Genomic DNA, 17,434 nt, shown 5'->3' with positions numbered 1-17,434 from the left:
GTGCTGGTGTGATGGGCAGCTCATGAAGAACCCGCAAGACAGGGCTCAAACCACGAGAAGTGCCGTGACCATACGGGTAGGGACATGAGTGCGAAGAGGCATTACGAAGGGGGAAATCCGGAAGGCCGTGTTGATGGGCCCTGATCGGGCCCACCCACACGGGTAAATCAGGCGGTCAGTGCAGCTCCTCATTCAAATGTTCAAGCCCCGCCAGCATCAACTCGTGTCGACGGATTTCATCCAGGCTGGCGAACGAGTCGGGCGTGTCGTTCACTGCGTGCCACACCACAAAGTCGCGCCGTACATCCAGAAACAGAAAGTAACGACTAAACCGTTCGGCTTCCATGAAGCGGCGTTGCAGTGCCTCGCGCAATTGCTCGGGGCGCAGCGCGCGGCCTTCGATATGCAACGCTATACCCCAGTCGTGGTGCTCACGCCGGCTGACGAAAGCGACACCCTTGGCGACCGGCCATACGGCCGGGCTCTGGGCGGCGACCTGGGCGTAGAACGCTGCTTTTTCCATTACCTCGATCATCTTCAGTCCTTTAACTGCACAACGGTGTAATCCAGCTCATGATCACGATCATCCAGCCCCTGACGCATGTCAGGCGGCCACCAGATCACCAGCTCGCGGCTGTTCGAGTCGGGACGCTTGCACGCATACCCGGCGCAACCATGGGTAGCACAACCCGTCAGAGTAGCGACCAGCAAAAACATGACAGCAAGATGACGCATACTCATGGTGTCGCTCCCTTTAGCAACGAAGGTCGGCTTTCTTTGGCCATTTTCGATATCTGTGGCTGGCGTACAGCGATATACACCTCGCTCTCCTCGCCCGGCTGCAGCCATGCGTGAGGCCACGCGGCAACGCCAATGACCCAGCGGCCACCACAGCGACTTTCGTCGATCCGTACCGGCTTGTCGGTATTGTTGCGTGCGACCACCACTGCAACGCCCCAGTCTTTCTTGACGAACCACTGCGAACGTTGGCGATCGAGCGTCAGTCCTTCGCCCGGGTCACACAGGCTGTCGGTTTCAAAGGGCAGTGTTTCGCCCGTGCGCATGCCTACCGGCGCGGCACCGTCGACCATCTGGGTGAAGACCTTCTGGATGTCACCACGGGTCGGCAATTCTCCCCCGTCACGACGGTCCTTGATCTTCTTCATCTGGTCATCGATGTCATGCGGGTTGCCGTTTTCCACATAGCGGGCCGGATTGACCTGATCGCCGATCAGACGCGGAGTCAGGATGAACAGACGTTCACGCTGGCTCAATTCACGGCTGCGGGACTGGAACAGCAGCTTGCCGATGTACGGGATGTCGCCCAGCAACGGAATCTTGTGAATCCGGTCATTGGCCTCCAGCCCGTGGAAGCCGCCGACCACCAGCGAGCCATGCTCGGCGATCACTGCCTGGGTGCTGACGTTTCCTCTGCGCACACTTGGCTGCGTGTCATTGATGGTCGAAACATCGATCTGACCGTCTTCGATGTCCACGATCATTTGCACCTGGGGCTTGCCGTCGTGGTCCAGCGAACGGGGGATGACCTGCAAGCTGGTGCCGGCAGTGACCGGCAGAATTTCAGCCGCGCGTTCGGACGTGGCGGTCAGGTATTCAGTACGGCTCAGGTCGATTACCGCTGGCTGATTCTCCAGTGTCAGGATCGACGGATTACCGATGACCGACGCAGAACCATTGCCTTCCAGCGCGTGCAGCTCGGCGGAAAACTTGCTGGCGTTCTGAATGAACATGGTCGAACTGGTCCCGGCGTCAAACAGGCTGGCACCGCCACTTACATTGCCTGCATTGAAATTCCAGCGGCTGGACAGCTCCGCCAGCTCGTTGCGGTCGATGTCGAGAATAACCGCATCGATTTCGATCAGGTTGCGAGGAACATCGAGCTCCTTGACCAGCTTCTCGTACATGGCCTTGCGCTCTGGCAAGTCATAGATCAGTACCGCGTTGTTACGCACGTCGGCGCTTACCCGAATGCTTGTGCGCCCTGCGGAATGACCTTTACCGGATCGTTTGCTGCCGAAACTCAATACGCGGTCAATGCCTTGCTGCAAGGCACCTGTATCGATCCCGTTGGAACCCAGGTTGTAAGGCAAGGCCGCTGCCGAAGCCCCGGCACCGCTCGAAATGCCACCGCCCTGCCCCGGCAGCAGGTTCACACTGTCGATGCTCTCGCCACGTGCACGACTTTCCAGCAGGTCCTGAAGAATACTGGCAACACCGGCCACGACCAGTTGCTGGTCGCGATAACGAATAGTGCGATCGGCGGCGTTGGCGTACCTGAGCGGCAGGACGACAACGTCCTGCTTATCGGCTTTTTTATCCGGCTTTTCGACTTTCTTGCTGTAGTCGCGCACGAACTCCACATATTTGGCCGGACCGCGGACCAGCACCACACCTTCATCGGGCAGAGCGCCCCAGCCGAAGCGTTTGTCCAGCAGGCCCACGTCGGTCAGGGCCGTCTGCAGGTCATCCACGGCATCGGGAGAAACCTCGATACGCGCCGATGTGCGCTCGCTGGAAGGACTGATGTACAGCGTGTCGTTATAGACGAACCACTGAAAGTGATACTCCTGACCCAGACGGTCGAGAAATTCCTCGGGGTTCTGGGCGCGAATCCGGCCATCCAGCTTTCCCGGCATTGATGGCATATCCAGTGCCATGCCGAACTCTTTGGCAAAGTCAGCCAGTGCCGTACCCAGCTCAGTCTGCCGGGCATCGTAGGCGTAGGCAGTGTGCTTCCAGGCTTCGGGGGTGACCGCCCAGGTAACAGGGGTCACCCCGATCAACAGTAAAGGCAACCACATTAAGGCCTTGCGCATTTCACACTCCCGGTTGCCGGTTGTTGAGGTTCGCACGCCCGAGCAGAGTGGGCGCCGTATTGCGAATTGAGGTCTGCATCAGGCTGAGCAAGGCCGCGCGCTGATTGGCCAGGCTTTCCAGGCGACTGAGCAGGTCGTTGAGATGAAAGGGGTCGGGGATCCAGCTGACCAGGACTACACAACGTGTTTCTGGATCGATACCCAGTGCGCCCTCGCAGGCACACGCCAGGCTCGCCCCGCCTTCACTGAGCAGGGCTTCCAGACGTTGCGGATCAGCGGCATCGTAGGGATCGAGCAGCTCGATGCTGCAACATATCCCGTTGACGTGTGCCGCAAGACGCACGTTGGCATCATCGATCCAGCAATCCAGCGGAGTCGCCGGACGCTGTTCAGCCCACTGGCCGAGGATCTCGGTGAAGTCACTGAATTCCATCGATGATCGCTTTGGTAATGCCGTGTTTGGCGCGCAAGCTTTCGTTGACGGCAATACCTGCGACGTCCACCTGCTGCTGCGCATCGTTGAAAGCCTGAAGATCATCGATGGAGCCACTTTCCGAGGCGTCCATTGCCGCGTCTTCCATGTGGGTCTGCGCGCGGCTCGCGGAGTTGTCGAGATGGCGTTGCAAGCTGTTGAAACTGATCATGTCCTGGTGCTCCAGCAAAAGGGTTCATACCTTGAGTGGAGCAAACCTGCGGCACGGTTCCATCTTCGACTCTGCGTGCGCTCAAACCTGTGTCAGGCAGACTGTTCGGCCCCCAGCAGGCCATTGCGCAACGTCATCCAGTCGATATCGAAGGCACCGTTGGCGTCGCTCAGGCGCAGGCTGCCTGATGCTACCGATGCATCTCGCTTGAGCTGCCAGTGCTCGGCGAAACGGCTTTCCGCCAGCCACTCGGCGACCGGTTCAGCCATGTCGGGGTGCACGCTGAGCGTTGCGATTGCCTGGTTGAGCTGGCTGGCAGCCAGGTTTCTGGCCAGAGCCCGCGCCCGCTCGGCCAGCGTGGTGTCGTCCAGCAAGTGCCGCAGTGACTCGCTCAACAGCGCCTCCACGGCAACCATCGACTCCTGTTGCAGGGTTTCGCGCTGCTGCTGAAGCTCGCAGAGAAATGCATTGGCGTTTTCCCAGAACTGCGCCAGCGCCTGCTGGTTGAGACGATCGGCCTCCTCCTGCGTGCGGACAAGCATCTGCTCGGCCTGCTGACGGGCGTCAGCGAGGATGTCGCGGGCCAGCAGACTGTCGGCGATGTCTTCGCGACGCAAGATCGGTTCAGGCAGCAGCGACGCGGTCGTCAAGGCAATACTGCGTTTGGCAAGCATGGGCAATTCCTGACGCAGAAGGTATGAGGTTCAATTCAGGCTGCCGTGACGCGCCACAGGATGGCGCGCCACAGTGTCTGAAGCTTGTTCTCCGGTGCCTCGCAGGGCACATCGGCAACTTCGCCCGGAGGCCAGGCCAGCCGCAGACGCGACCAGTGCTGCGACCCGAGCCAGGCACCTAACAGCAAGCGCGCATCGTAGACATCGGCGGGCAGCCATACCGCCGGACGCAGCGCCTTGGCGAGCGCCCAACACCACGGCCCGTCCGGCCCGTCACTTTCATAGCGGGTAAAACAGATCAACTGCGCCAGGCCTATGGCCTGTTCACGCTGAACGGGTGTCAATGTCAGCCAGTCCAGCACCGCCGTGTCGGCAACGGCCGGTTGAGCGGGCGCAATCCCCACGCTCTCCAGGAACACGCTGTGGCGGCAAGCCATGAGCGCGTCGCATTCGCCCACCGTCAGTCCGCAAGACTCGGCGAATCTGTGCTGCCGGACCGGATGAGCCCACGACCAGGGATTGCACCACCAGCGAACCCAGAGCGCTTCGACCGTCGGATCCATTACGTACGCGCCGGCAGGCCGGTACGACTGCGCGCGCCGAAACCTGTGCGGCGCAGCAACCCGTTACGCCAGTCACTGCGTACTGCCAGCAAGACAATCAGCAGCAAAAGAGCAAAACCTGCCGGGATGACCCAGAGCATGACGTTCCAGAATGGCAGGTTTGCGCTGTCCAGCTTGAAAGGCCCGAAACTCACCCATTGGGTGGTTTCCTGAAACTCGACAGCGGGCACGAACACGATGGAAAACTTCTTCGAATCCGCAGACTGGGTAGACATGCCAGGAATACTGCTGGCGACCATCTGTTGAATTCGCCCACGCACACTGTCGGGGTCAAGCGATGCAGAATGCTTGATGAACACGGCTGCGGACGCAGGTTGCACCGGCTCGCCCGGCGCTATGCGCTCCGGGAGCACCACATGCACCCTGGCGACAATAACGCCGTCGATTTGCGAAAGAGTTGCCTCAAGCTCCTGAGACAAGGCATAGATGTAACGAGCACGTTCTTCGAGCGGCGTCGAAATCACGCCTTCCTTCTTGAAGATTTCGCCCAGGCTGGTGCGCGAATGCCGCGGCAGACCGGCAGCGTCCAGAACACGTACGGCGCGGTTCATGTCGCTGGTAGCGACAGTGACCACCACACCGGTTTTTTCCAGGCGTTTGCGCGCATCGATATGCTGATCCGCAAGCCGCGCCACGACTTCGTTGGAATCCTGTTCGGAGAGTCCAGTGAACAAATCGGTGTCATCACTGCAGCCGCCGAGCATCAGAATGCACATCAGCAGCAGACCTGCGCTGAGAAATTTCACGTAGACCTCTACTGCAGGTTGGTCAGCTTGTCGAGCGCCTGAGCGCTCTTGCTCACAACTTTGGTTGTCAACGCCATCTGTAACGAGCATTGCGACAGCGCACGGCCCATCTGAACAATATCAGCACCGTCTTCGGAACCTGCGACTCTCTTCATCTGGCGCAGCGCCTGTTGGGAAAGTTTTGCGGTATCGCCCAGGCGCTCGGACAGCGCACTGGCAACCTTGTCTGACAGATGAGAAGACGAAGGCCCACTGTCCGGGCGCATGGCCGCCGTAAAAAGATCGACATCCGCCTGAACGGGCTCGGAAACGAGCTCCTGATGCACATTGGGCCCAAGCTCTGAAGACAGGCTCTTGAGGTGGCTGATATGGGAAATGCTCATACAGGTTTCTCCGTCAGGCGGCGGTCGGTCAGGCAACAGCCTGGTTATTGCTGCTTTGCAACAGGGCATTGAGGATCTGGGCAACAGTCTGCGCAGCGCTTGCCTGCAAATCATTGCCAGCGCCGGTAGCATCCTTGAGCGTGGCCTCCAGCCCCTTCTGCAGCAAGCCTTCCAACAATTGCCCCAAGTCCTGATTGGACAGGTTGCCATTGGTGGTGCCCGGCTGCGTAGAGTTGTCAGTCGGCGTACCCAGACCTCCGCCAGACGCCTGCAGACCGCGGTCGATCAGTTGCCCGATCAACTGGCCCACATCGATGTTGCCGTTGCCGTTCGCGGCAGGCCCGGTGTTGGCATCGATTGCAGGATCGCCCAGCGAAGCCGGAGCGCCTGCCGAATCACTCACGGGTGACCCCAGGCCACCGCCGCCACTGCCCGAAAGGCCGCTTGCATCACTCTGTTGCTGGCCAAGCTGCTGACCGAGAATGTCGAGGGCCGAGCGGAATTGGGCGGTTTCCTGACCGTCAAGACCATTGTCTTCCTTCAACTCGTCCATCCAGGAACCACCGTCACGGGTGGGGAACTGGGCCTTGTTGTCGTCCATGAACTGAGCGACTTTTTCCAGAATCGGCATATCGTCGCTGGAGAACGTTGTTCCGCCTTCCCCGCTAGGAGTCAGCAGATTGTCCAGCACGGCTTTGCCGAGGCCATTGAGCACCTGATTCATCAGGTCAGACTGTCCACCACCCGCGCCGTCCAGCTGGCCGCCACCAGCACCCGAACCTGAACCCGCGCCACCACCGATGCCTGCGGAAGCGCCGAAGTTGTCACCGAGCTTTTCGTGGATCAGTTTGTCGAGCGCTGCCGTGATATCGGCAATGCTACCGCCCGACTTGCCGTCCGCAGCCATGGCCTTGGCGAGCATCTTGCCGAGCGGCGAGGTGTCATCCAGCTGGCCATTTTTGGTCAGGGCCTGAACCAGTTGGTCGATGACGGCCTTGAGTTCCTTGCTGGAGGTGCTGGTGCTGCTGGTTGCGTCGTTGTCGAGCGACACAGGGAACAGTGAAGCCGAGGTTTGCAGGGAATTGAAGCTATTGAGAGCTTGCATAGAAACGCCCGTCCTGAGATAGCGGCCCCCTCTGGCGAGGGGGCAATCAGAAATAATTAGTAACTGATACCCTTAGCGTTCTGCGCTGTGGCACTGATCTTTTTGTTGGTGGAGTCTTCCTTGCCCGCTTCGATGGCGTTCAGCACGTCCATCGTCTGCTTCTTCTTGGTTTCTTCGGCTTGCATGGCAATCAGTTTCGCGCCATTGGCGTCGGTCTCTTTACTGGCCTTGGCCTGTGCGGCAACCGACAGACTGTCGCCCGTGCCCGAAAGAATATTGCTCTGCAGGCTGGCGTTGGACGCAACGGTGTTGGCGCCTTGCAACGCGCCACCGACACCGTTGACGGCACCGTTGCCGAGGTTGGTGAGTTTCGAGGTTAGACTTGAAAATGCGACCATGACGTGATGCCCCTTTTATCTACACCAGCGTTATTGCTTGGTACAGCTAGGTGGCAACGACCCGCAGATCGGTTCCAGCGGGTTTGCAAAAAATCAGATCTGCAATTCCTTGATACGTCGATAAAGCGTACGCCGAGGCATATCCAGCTCCAGGCTTGCGGCGTCAATGCAATTGCGGTGACGCTTGAGCGCCTGTTGAATCAAAGCCTTTTCAATCGCCCGCAACTGGGATTTGAGACCGCAGGCCAGGTGTTCTTCACTTTGCGGATCGACGCCCAGCACGGGGAAACCCAATACATGGCGCTTGGCTGCCGCCTTGAGCTCACGGATATTGCCAGGCCAGTCATGCCCCAGTAACACCTGCTGAAGCAGGGGGCAGACATCGGGCGGGACAGCCTCCAGTTCTTTGGCGGCAGCCGCAACGAATCGCTTGAACAAGGGCAGAATACGCTCAGGCTGGGTACGCAACGCCGGCAGCTGGAGGGTCAGCACGTTGAGGCGAAAGTACAGATCGCGACGAAACCTGCCCTGCTCGACGGCATCGTCCAGACACGACTGAGCCGACGCGATCACGCAAACGTCCAGCTTGATCGTCGACGTTGAACCCAGTCGTTCCAAGGCGCGGGTTTCCAGCACCCTCAACAGCTTGGCCTGCAGGCTGAGCGGCATGCTATCGATCTCATCCAGATACAGCGTACCGCCTTGCGCCGCTTCGATGTAACCGACCCTGGAACGGTCGGCACCGGTGTAGGCACCGCTGACCACGCCAAACAGCTCGCTCTCGGCCAGTGACTCCGGAATCGCAGCGCAATTCATCGCGACCAGGCGGCCTTTACGGCCAGACATTGCATGAATTCGCTGGGCGATAGTGTCTTTGCCGGTCCCGGTCTCGCCTGACAGCAACACATCGATGCCGAGTTGCGAAATGCTTTCAGCAACGATCCCCAGATTCGGCACACACTCCTGGTCCAGATCATCATCAAACCCATCATCAAGCTCCATCCCACAACTCCCTAGACATCAGCTTTTCGGACTCCAGCCGTTGCTGCAATCAAGCAGCAACTCCCAACTCCTTCATGCGGTGGTAAAGCGTACGTCTGGGCAGTTCAAGCTCCTGAAGCACGGCGTCTACATTGTGTCGGTGCCGCTTGAGTGCGTCCTGAATAAGCATTTTCTCGATCACGCGCATTTGCATGCGCAGACCTGTCGCGGGGTCGCGTGCGTCCACCGGCTCGGCGCCCAGCAGAGGGAACCCCAACACAAACCGCTTGGCTGCGGACTTCAGCTCACGTACGTTGCCCGGCCAGTCATGGCTGAGGAGGATCTGCACACGACCGTTGTCCAGTACAGGAACGGGACGTTGGAACTCAGCGGCAATCTCCTGGGTGAACTGGTCGAACAACGGCAGGATCTGCTCGCGACGTTTGCGCAAGGCTGGCAAGTGAAGCGTCAGCACGTTGAGCCGAAAAAACAGATCGCGACGAAAAAGTCCTTGTTCCACCAGTTCATCCAATGGGCGCTGGGCTGAAGCAATCACGCGCAGATCCAGTGGAATGAACTCGGTCGAGCCCAGCCGCTCGACTCCCCGGCTCTCCAGCACGCGCAGTAATTTGGCCTGAAGGCTCAGCGGCATGCTGTCGATTTCATCCAGGTAAAGCGTGCCGCCGCTGGACGCCTCGATGTAGCCCTCACGAGCGCGGCAGACACCGGTAAATGCGCCATTGACGACACCGAACAACTGGCTTTCTGCCAGCGACTCCGGAATGGCGGCGCAATTCATGCCGACAAAAGGCCCGGACCGGCTGGACAGCTCATGAACACGATTGGCCAAGGTGTCTTTGCCGGTTCCGGTTTCCCCGCACAGCAACAAATCCATATCCAGAAACGCGCTGTTCATTGCAATTTGATGACCAGCGGATAATGCAGTTACGTCCCAACACTCTCGGACGTCCTTATCAATGCCTGTGCTCATCGTTCACTCTCACTGTGGGTGGCAAGCGGACTATTAATACCACGTCTTACAAGGCAGACATATAGTAATTTAGTTCCCCTGCGAATGAGAAAAAGCTCACAAAGTTGAGAATTATTATCATAGTAATACCATCATCTTATGGAAAAATCTGGCATAGAGCCACTCTGTTGGGATGATTACTTTAATCTATCGTTATTCCATCCTGATCAAGCATTTACGACCAGAAAAATCCGCTTGCCCTCCTGCCTGCGGGCTTCAAGACCGGATGCCCTGTCTTGGAGCCAGGCAAAAAACCATGTAACCGCACGGTTTTATTATTTAAAAAACAACCGACGCAAGAACAGGTTTAATCGAACCTGTTTAAAAGCCAGGACACTACCCAGATGGAACACTCAATCACCACATCACCTGAACAGGCACAACGGACATGACGCGTACAAAAGACACTTCTTACAGACTAAACAGACTAAGCGATGCACACACTAAAATAAGAAAGTGCTTAAGAAAACTTGTTACTTTGAGCGTTAAAACAGAGGGCTTGTCCGGCACCTTGAACAACAAGACTGCCACGGCTCTTTTCATTCGGTTTTCCGAACGCCGCCCACACTCCGTTCTGGAGGCCGCACAAACCTCCCGTATTCCGGGCACAAGCTTAGGCGGCTTTATGCCATCACCCCATTCGGCTATCCGAACGAGTGGGCGCATACGCATACAAGCAAAAAAAGCGGCGAGGTAAATAGCCAACTGAAAGGATTCAGTGTAGGACAATCCATCAATCGTCAGCTTAGGCATCGATGGAAGTGACGACCATAAAGATCACTGATACCCGGTCATGGCGCTAGAATGTTTCTAAATGTGTGTAAGAACTAGCTTACAAATATTTACAAAAGTTCAGTGAAAATAGAGACGGCACGAGTAGATAGTTCATGGCGACCTGCCACGAGCGAGAACAAAAAAAGGGGAAATCCGCGTAAAGATAGAGCACTTTGAGACTGGATCAAGTACGCGTGAAAACGAGAAAAAGCACCAAAAAAGCGCATTTTAAAGGGGATTTGCGCAGTCGTAGCGCCTCAAGACCGCAGATTTTTAGCGCGATTCGCTGGCGTAGACCACCACTCGCGGTCCGCTCGGCAGCTCGCGCGGACCGTTGCGATCCTCGATATCATCGCGCTTGCGCGGCGACGAACGGTCATCTATGTAATGCCGGGCTTGTACGCCATTTGATACCAATGATGGGTTGCCTGCCGGAACCGGCGCTGTGATCGTCGGCAACTCTTCAGGCTTCACAGCCTGCCCTGAGGGCTGTATCTGCGCTACGGATGCCTGTTCTGCTACCGGCGCGGATTCCACCGGGCGTGGCGCAGGCACCTGCTCAGCCGTTTGTACTGCCTGGACAGGCTTTGGCACAGGTGTTCGTTCGACCACTTGCACCGGCCGTGCAGGTGGGGACGTGGGCAAGCGTTCGATCACAGGCTTCTCAACGCGTTGAGGGCCTGTCGTCACTGGCGACTCACCCGTTATTCGCGCAATACCCGCTGTCAGCACCTGCTTCTGAGTCTTGGGCAGCAGCAACCGCCCCGGTCCATCCGGCGTTTTTTTGCGCAGAAACGCCGAGTTGAGTCTGACCAGTTGCCCCTCATCCACGCCGGCTGTAGCCGCCAGCTGGGTAAGATCCACTGCATGGTTAAGCTCGACCATGTCGAAATAAGGCGTATTGGCGACCGGAGTCAGCTTTACCCCGTAGGCCTCAGGGTTGCGAACCAGAATCGAGAGTGCCAGCAAACGAGGTACGTAATCCTGGGTTTCCCTGGGTAACGTCAGGTGCCAGTAATCGACAGGCAGACCGCGCCGACGGTTGGCTTCGATCGCCCGCCCGACAGTCCCCTCGCCCGCATTGTAGGCGGCCAGCGCCAGCAGCCAGTCATTGTCGAACTGATCATGCAGACGTGTCAGATAATCCATTGCGGCCTTGCTTGAGGCCACTACGTCACGGCGAGCGTCGTAGGTAGCGCTTTGATTCAGATTGAAACTGCGCCCTGTGGAAGGGATGAACTGCCACAGCCCCGCCGCCGCAGAGGGTGAATTGGCCATCGGGTTGTAAGAGCTCTCGATCATCGGCAGCAGCGCCAGCTCCAGCGGCATGTTGCGCTCGTCCAGACGCTCGACGATGAAATGCAGATAGGGACTGGCCCTGCCACTCGCTCCGGTAATAAAGCCGCGATTGCTCAACAGCCAGTCACGTTGCCGGGCAATACGCTCATTCATGCCCTGGCTATCTGCCAGCCTGCAACGCTGGGCCACCCGCTGCCAGACATCTTCGCCATTGTAGACGGGCAAGTCGGAGATCTTTTGCGAAGCCCTTGAACCTGGCTGCTCATCGTCCACCCAGGATGTCAGCCCTGCAACAAGACGCGGCATGCGATCCATACGCGGTTGTGCATAGTCGACTGACTGACAGCCCACACACAGCGAGCCCAAAGCGAGGACGGCGATCTGGACCGAGCGAGCCAGCGAGCGTGGACGGGAATCAGGTAAGGCGACGGCGGGCATGGGCGGGAATGTCCTGAACGTGTCCACTCTACGTGGCGTGCTCGCCATTCCGGTTCCCTGTCAGGCAGATATTCCCGAAAAAGCCCCGTATATCTCCAGACGACGAAGCGCTGAATCATTTCAGCCTTTGACTTTCATTACCGCCATTTCTTATGGAACCGGCCTGCACCCCATGACACTCAGCTTGTGAAGGATTTTTCTCAGGGCTACATCAGGCGGCTATCAGCGTCAAAACGGACAGGGAGATTCACCGTGCAAGCACCACCTATCAACCGGACCACCGGAAACCCCCTACAGTCATCAAGCACTGCAAGCACGCACACCGCCACGGGGCTACAGCAGAAAAACGAGCAGCCGACACAACGCGCTTCGCACTCATTGAGCAGCATCGGCAAGCGAGCACTGAAGAGTGTCGGCAAACTGTTTCAGAAGTCCAAGGCACCGCAGCAAACAGCGGCCAGACCGCTCAGCAGCAAAAACACCACGCCCGCTGCATCTGCATCCCATTCTCAGACCGCAAAACGCTCTCAACGCGAACCGCGCCTGGCGGAAAACCTGACGCCGCCCTCTGCCACTCCCCTCAAGTCAATCCTGCGTAACAGTCCGAACACGACAGGAAGCGCCGAGGCAGACGCCCATGAAATCGAACACACGTCGCCGCGTATCGACATGGCCAGGCGAAACAATCTTCACGTCAGATTCGATCTGCCGGGAGAACACCAGAACGAGGCAAGCAGTTCCGGCACCAAAGCCGGAGACTCCAAAGAAGCGCCGGCCCCTTATGCCCGGCTGGGACCCAGCAACGGCGGCCGCTTTGAACTCAAGGCCGGGGAGCTGGTGCGCAGCTCACAGCCACAGGGCACGATTGGACTGGATGCCAAAGGCAAACCCGACTTTTCCACGTTTGATACGCCTGGCCTCGACCCGTTGCTGGAAGACATTCTTGCCAACTCCGGCCAGACCTATCTGGCCCAAGAGAGCAAACAGGGCGTGTATGGCCACCAGTTGTTGCAAACCAACGGGCATCTGTTGCATCTGGCACAGGACGACAGCGCGCTGGCGTTGATCCGCAGCAGCAACGAGGCGCTGCCTATAGAAGGAAGAAAACCCGCAGCCGTAAGCCTGGAACGGGAAGATGGTCACCTTCACATCAACTCCCCCAGCGGGCGCACAACTCAGGAATTACCGGGCAAGGCCCATCTCGCGTACCTCACCGATGTACACCTCACAGAGGCCAGTGATCGCCTGCGCGTGCACGAAGACCGGCTGTATCAGTTCGACCCGATAAACATCCGCTGGAAAGCTCCCGAAAACACGGAGGACATTGCCTTCAATAGTCTTGCCATGGGCGGCAACGGCTCGGTCTATGCAAAAAGTGATGATGCCGTGGTCGACCTTTCGAGTCCGTTCATGCCGCATGTGGAAGTCAAAGACCTGCAGTCATTCTCGGTCGCGCCGGACAACAGAGCGGCGTTGCTCAGCGGCAAAGACACTCAAACGATCCTGCTGACCGACATGACGCCGGTGATTGGCGGGCTGACGGAGAAGAAAACCAAAACCCTGGAGCTGGATGGCGGCAAGGCGCAAGCGGCTGCGGTTGGCCTGAGCGCCGACAAGCTGTTCGTCGCAGACACTCAGGGCAGGCTTTACAGCACAGACCGTAGCGCCTTTGACAGCGACGCCGCGCAGTTGAAGCTCATGCCCGAGCAGACCGGCTATCAGTTGGCAGGCCTGCCTCTTGGTGGCCACAACAGCGTCACCGGTTTCATCAACGGCGACGACGGCCGTATTCATGCGCTGATCAAAAACCGTCAGGGCGAAGTTCACTCCCACGCCCTGGACGAACAGGGCTCCAGACTGGAAAGCGGCTGGAACCTGACCAATGCACTGGTGCTGGACAACACTCGTGGCCTGACGATACCAGCAGCTCCCGCCGCTCCTGACCGGCTCAATCTCGACCGCTCCGGGCTGGTCGGCCTCAGCGAGGGGCGCATTCAGCGTTGGGACGCGACACCACAATGCTGGAAAGACGCCGGGATCAAAGACATTGATCGCCTGCAACGCGGGGCCGACAGCAACGCTTACGTACTCAAGGGCGGCAAGCTGCACAAGCTGACGGTTGCTCCCGAACACCCCAACATGGCCTTTGACCACAATACGGCGCTGGCCCAGACGGCACGCTCGACCAAAGTCGCCGTAGGCAAGGAAATAGAGGGCCTTGATGATCGGGTGATTACCGCTTTTGCGATGGTCAGCGATAAACGCTTTGTCGCGCTGGATGACAAGGGTTGCCTGACCGCCCACAGCAAAGACCATAAGCCGATTACGCTGGACATCCCCGGACTGCAAGGCGATATCAAGAGTCTGTCGCTGGATGAAAAGCACAATCTGCACGCGCTCACCGGCACTGGTGAAGTTTACTCCCTGCCCAGAGAGGACTGGCAGGCAGTGAAGTTCGGAGACCGCCTGCGCGCCCGCTGGACGCCGGTTGCCACACCTGAAGGCCAGCCCGTCAAGGCACTCTTCACCAACGATGACAACAGGCTGAGTGCACAGATCGAGGACGCGCCGGGACAAGGCCTGATGCAACTCAAGGGCGGAAAATGGCAAGCGTTCGAGCCACGCCCCGTGGAAGAAAACGGTTTGAACGATGTGCATGCGCGCATCACACGTTCCAACAAGACCTGGCGAATTCCTAAAACCGGACTGACCGCCAGACTCGACATCAATGTCATGGGCCGCGGTGGGATGGAAAAAACCCACACAGCCAGCACCAGCGAGTTCATACGCGCCAACGTTTATAAAAATACTGCAGAGCCACCACGCTGGATGAAGAACGTTGGTAACCATATTCAGCATCGCCATCATGGTCGTGTCGGTCTGAGAGAGGTATACGAGAGCGAGTCGATCCTGTTCAAGCAACTGGAGCTGATTCACGAGGCAGGCGGCCCTCCCCCGGAGCCGGGTAACGACCTGAAGGCGCGCATCGCCCGACTGAACCTGGGCTCTGAAGGAGCGACGCTGGTCAAGGAACTCGAAGCGTTGCGAGACGAGCTCGAAAACCATACCTACACAGCGCTGATGGCCATCGGTCAGAGTCATGGCAAGGTTAAAAATCTGAGGCAGCAGGACGGTCTGCTCAATCAGCACGGCGAACTGGCCAAATCATCGCTGCGCATGCAATTCGGCAAAAAGCTTGCCGAACTGGGCACAAAGCTCAACTTCAAAAGCTCCGGGCACGATCTGGTAAAAGAACTGCAGGACGCCCTGACCCAGGTTGCGCCATCAGCGGAAAACCCTACCGGAAAACTGCTTGGCACTCTCAAGGACAACGGGCTGAAACTCAGCCATCGCAAAGCGGATATCCCCTTGGGACAGCGCCGTGATGCCAGCGAAGATCAGGGTTTGAGCAAAGCGCGGCTCGCTCTGGATCTGGTCACCCTGAAAAGCCTGGGTAATCTGCTCGACCAGGCCGAGCTGCTGACCCCGCACAGTGACATGAGCGTGATACAGAAGAAACTGACGACGCTGCGTGATATCACCTACGGGGAGAATCCCGTCAAGCAGGTGACGGACATGGGGTTTACCGATAATGCGGCGCTGGAGAGTGGCTATGATGCAGTCAAATCATTCCTGAAGTCGTTCAAAAAGCCTGATCATGCGGTCAGCGTCAATATGCGCGTGGCAACCGGCAGCCCTGACCAGGCCGAGCTTGCCGACAAGTTCAAGAGCATGCTCAAACAGCTGGAACACGGTGATGATGAAATCGGGCTGCAACGCAGCTACGGCCTGAACCTGACCAGTCCTTTCACGGTTCTGGCCGACAAGGCTACCGGCCCATGGCCGACGGCAGGCGCCACCGGCAACCGCAACTACATTCTCAACGCCGAGCGTTGCGAAGGCGGCGTTACCCTGTACTTGATGAGCGAAGCCGCAGGCAACGCAAGTATCGGCGTGGGGGCCGGCAAGGACTACTGGCCGGGCTTTTTCGACGCGAACAATCCGGCCCGCAGTGTCGATGTCGGTAACGATCGTACGCTGACACCCAACTTTCGCCTCGGCGTGGACCTGACGGCCACCGCAGGAGCCAGTCAACGTGCTGGCGTGGTCTTCAATGTGCCGGACGAAGATATCGACGGGTTCGTCGATGACCTGTTCGAAGGCAAACTGAACCCGTTGCAAGTATTGAAAAAAGCAGTGGACCATGAAACCTATGAAGCACGCCGCTTCACGCTTGATATCACGACGGGAGGAACCGCAGACTTACGCGCGGGAGTCAACCTGACAGAAGATGGCAGCAATCCGTTCTCTGCCGTCGTGCGCGGCGGGTTTGCCACGAACATTCTGGTTAACCTGATGACATACACCGACTATTCGCTGACGCAGAAAAACGACAAGACCGAATTGCGTGAAGGCGGCAAGAACCGACCAAGGTTCATCAACAACCTGACGGGTGGCGGGCAGCTTCGTGGGCAGCTCGGTGCCACCCACACCGATCCAACCAACACACCCGCCTCTGCCGCTGGCCCGACACCGGCCACCCAGACCGCCGCCAACAACCTTGGCGTTGCCGCGAACATGAGCGTGGAAGCGAGAACCGTCAAAAGGGTCAAGTTCCGCTACAACGTGGCGAAACCAATGACTGCCGAAGCCTTGAGCAAGCTGTCCAAAAGCCTGGGGGACGTGTTCAAGGACAGCACTACAAAAGCACGCCTGGCAGAACTGGCCGATCCGCTAAACGCTCGCTACACCGGCAAGAGTCCGGCAGAGGCCATTCAGGCACAGCTCGACGGGCTGAACGAGCTGTTTGCCGGTGTGCCATCGCAGAACGATAACCAGTACAAGGCATTGCGCGGTTTGAAACGGGCAACCGTTGAACAGCAAGCGTCGGTCAACAAGCACAGCGTGCTGGATAACGCTCGCTTCGAGACCAGCAAAACGGATCTGTCGGGCCTGACCCGAGAAAGCATCCTGACCAGGATCATGGCTTCGGTGAGAGAGGCCAGCGCACCTGGCAATGCGGCGAGGGTTGCCGAATTCATGCGCCAGGACCCAAAACTCAGCGCCCTGCTCAAGGAAATGGAAAACAGCCAAGGTACATTGGCACGCGTACGGCTAGAGCCGAAGGACGAATTGATCGACCTGATCGATGAAGGTAGCCGTAACGGCACAATGACTCAGCACGATCTCTCCAGCCATCTCGAAGACCGCAACAAGATGCGGATCAAACGTCTGGTGGTGTTTCATACCGCCACTCAGGCTGAAAACTTCACGTCCCCGTTACCGCTGGTCAGCTACAACAGCGGAGCCAGTCTGAGCGTCACCAAAACACTTGGACGCATCAATTTCATTTACGGCGAAGACCAGGACAAACCGATTGGTTATACATTTGACGGGGAGATGTCACGGCCATCCGAATCCCTGAAAAAGGCGGCCGACCAGTTGCAAAAGGAGGGTTTTGAACTGAAAAGCTGACACTCGAAGTATCAAACAGCGCCGCCT

General features: G+C 58.1%; 14 protein-coding genes and 1 pseudogene. 1 reads left to right on the top strand and 14 read right to left on the bottom strand.

Features of this window, described 5'->3' with window-relative positions:
- Window positions 1–175 precede the first annotated feature (175 nt).
- The 14 genes and pseudogenes from ALO80_RS24150 to ALO80_RS24085 all read right to left on the bottom strand — a co-directional run bounded on the left by ALO80_RS24150 (window position 176) and on the right by ALO80_RS24085 (window position 11,932).
- Window positions 176–535, bottom strand: coding sequence for a hypothetical protein (locus ALO80_RS24150; protein ID WP_054985826.1), 360 nt, complete (start codon window positions 533–535; stop codon window positions 176–178).
- 2 nt (window positions 536–537) lie between these two features.
- Window positions 538–741, bottom strand: coding sequence for an HrpT family type III secretion system protein (gene hrpT / locus ALO80_RS24145; RefSeq protein ID WP_055010807.1), 204 nt, complete (start codon window positions 739–741; stop codon window positions 538–540).
- Window positions 738–2,837, bottom strand: coding sequence for a type III secretion system outer membrane ring subunit SctC (gene sctC / locus ALO80_RS24140; RefSeq protein ID WP_055010806.1), 2,100 nt, complete (start codon window positions 2,835–2,837; stop codon window positions 738–740). Before sctC ends, hrpT begins: the two co-directional genes overlap by 4 nt.
- 1 nt (window position 2,838) lies before the next feature.
- The gene (locus tag ALO80_RS24135) at window positions 2,839–3,270 is read right to left on the bottom strand and encodes a hypothetical protein (protein ID WP_054985829.1); all 432 of its coding nucleotides are present in this window, start codon (window positions 3,268–3,270) and stop codon (window positions 2,839–2,841) included.
- On the bottom strand, window positions 3,257–3,481 hold the full coding sequence (locus tag ALO80_RS24130; protein ID WP_055010805.1) for a type III secretion protein: 225 nt from the start codon (window positions 3,479–3,481) through the stop codon (window positions 3,257–3,259). The genes ALO80_RS24135 and ALO80_RS24130 overlap by 14 nt, the downstream gene beginning before the upstream one ends.
- Before the next feature lie 92 nt (window positions 3,482–3,573).
- Window positions 3,574–4,155 (bottom strand): type III secretion system stator protein SctL, encoded by a 582-nt coding sequence (gene sctL, locus ALO80_RS24125; protein ID WP_055010804.1) that lies wholly within the window; start codon window positions 4,153–4,155, stop codon window positions 3,574–3,576.
- 35 nt (window positions 4,156–4,190) lie between these two features.
- Complete coding sequence (locus ALO80_RS24120) at window positions 4,191–4,718, bottom strand: hypothetical protein (RefSeq protein WP_055010803.1); 528 nt, start codon at window positions 4,716–4,718, stop codon at window positions 4,191–4,193.
- A complete protein-coding gene (sctJ, locus tag ALO80_RS24115) occupies window positions 4,718–5,524 on the bottom strand; it encodes a type III secretion system inner membrane ring lipoprotein SctJ (protein ID WP_055005282.1) in 807 nt (268 codons plus the stop codon). Before sctJ ends, ALO80_RS24120 begins: the two co-directional genes overlap by 1 nt.
- An 8-nt stretch (window positions 5,525–5,532) precedes the next feature.
- On the bottom strand, window positions 5,533–5,907 hold the full coding sequence (gene sctI / locus ALO80_RS24110; RefSeq protein ID WP_054985834.1) for a type III secretion system inner rod subunit SctI: 375 nt from the start codon (window positions 5,905–5,907) through the stop codon (window positions 5,533–5,535).
- Between the two features lie 28 nt (window positions 5,908–5,935).
- Window positions 5,936–7,012: a type III secretion system effector HrpZ gene (gene hrpZ / locus ALO80_RS24105; protein ID WP_055010802.1), complete on the bottom strand. Its 1,077-nt coding sequence runs from the start codon at window positions 7,010–7,012 to the stop codon at window positions 5,936–5,938.
- 56 nt (window positions 7,013–7,068) lie between these two features.
- On the bottom strand, window positions 7,069–7,410 hold the full coding sequence (locus ALO80_RS24100; RefSeq protein WP_055010801.1) for a hypothetical protein: 342 nt from the start codon (window positions 7,408–7,410) through the stop codon (window positions 7,069–7,071).
- Between the two features lie 93 nt (window positions 7,411–7,503).
- Window positions 7,504–8,412 (bottom strand): sigma 54-interacting transcriptional regulator, encoded by a 909-nt coding sequence (locus ALO80_RS24095; RefSeq protein ID WP_055010800.1) that lies wholly within the window; start codon window positions 8,410–8,412, stop codon window positions 7,504–7,506.
- An 11-nt stretch (window positions 8,413–8,423) separates the two neighbouring features.
- Window positions 8,424–9,382: pseudogene (locus ALO80_RS24090) on the bottom strand (sigma 54-interacting transcriptional regulator).
- Between the two features lie 1,086 nt (window positions 9,383–10,468).
- On the bottom strand, window positions 10,469–11,932 hold the full coding sequence (locus tag ALO80_RS24085; RefSeq protein WP_055010798.1) for a lytic transglycosylase domain-containing protein: 1,464 nt from the start codon (window positions 11,930–11,932) through the stop codon (window positions 10,469–10,471).
- Window positions 11,933–12,184: 252 nt separating this feature from the next.
- Here ALO80_RS24085 and ALO80_RS24080 point away from each other — a divergent pair, with 252 nt between their 5' ends.
- Complete coding sequence (locus tag ALO80_RS24080) at window positions 12,185–17,407, top strand: AvrE-family type 3 secretion system effector (protein ID WP_055010797.1); 5,223 nt, start codon at window positions 12,185–12,187, stop codon at window positions 17,405–17,407.
- Window positions 17,408–17,434: the final 27 nt, after the last annotated feature.

The organism is Pseudomonas caricapapayae, assembly GCF_001400735.1.
Taxonomy (GTDB): domain Bacteria; phylum Pseudomonadota; class Gammaproteobacteria; order Pseudomonadales; family Pseudomonadaceae; genus Aquipseudomonas; species Aquipseudomonas caricapapayae.
This window is presented reverse-complemented; position numbering and strand designations above follow the sequence as displayed.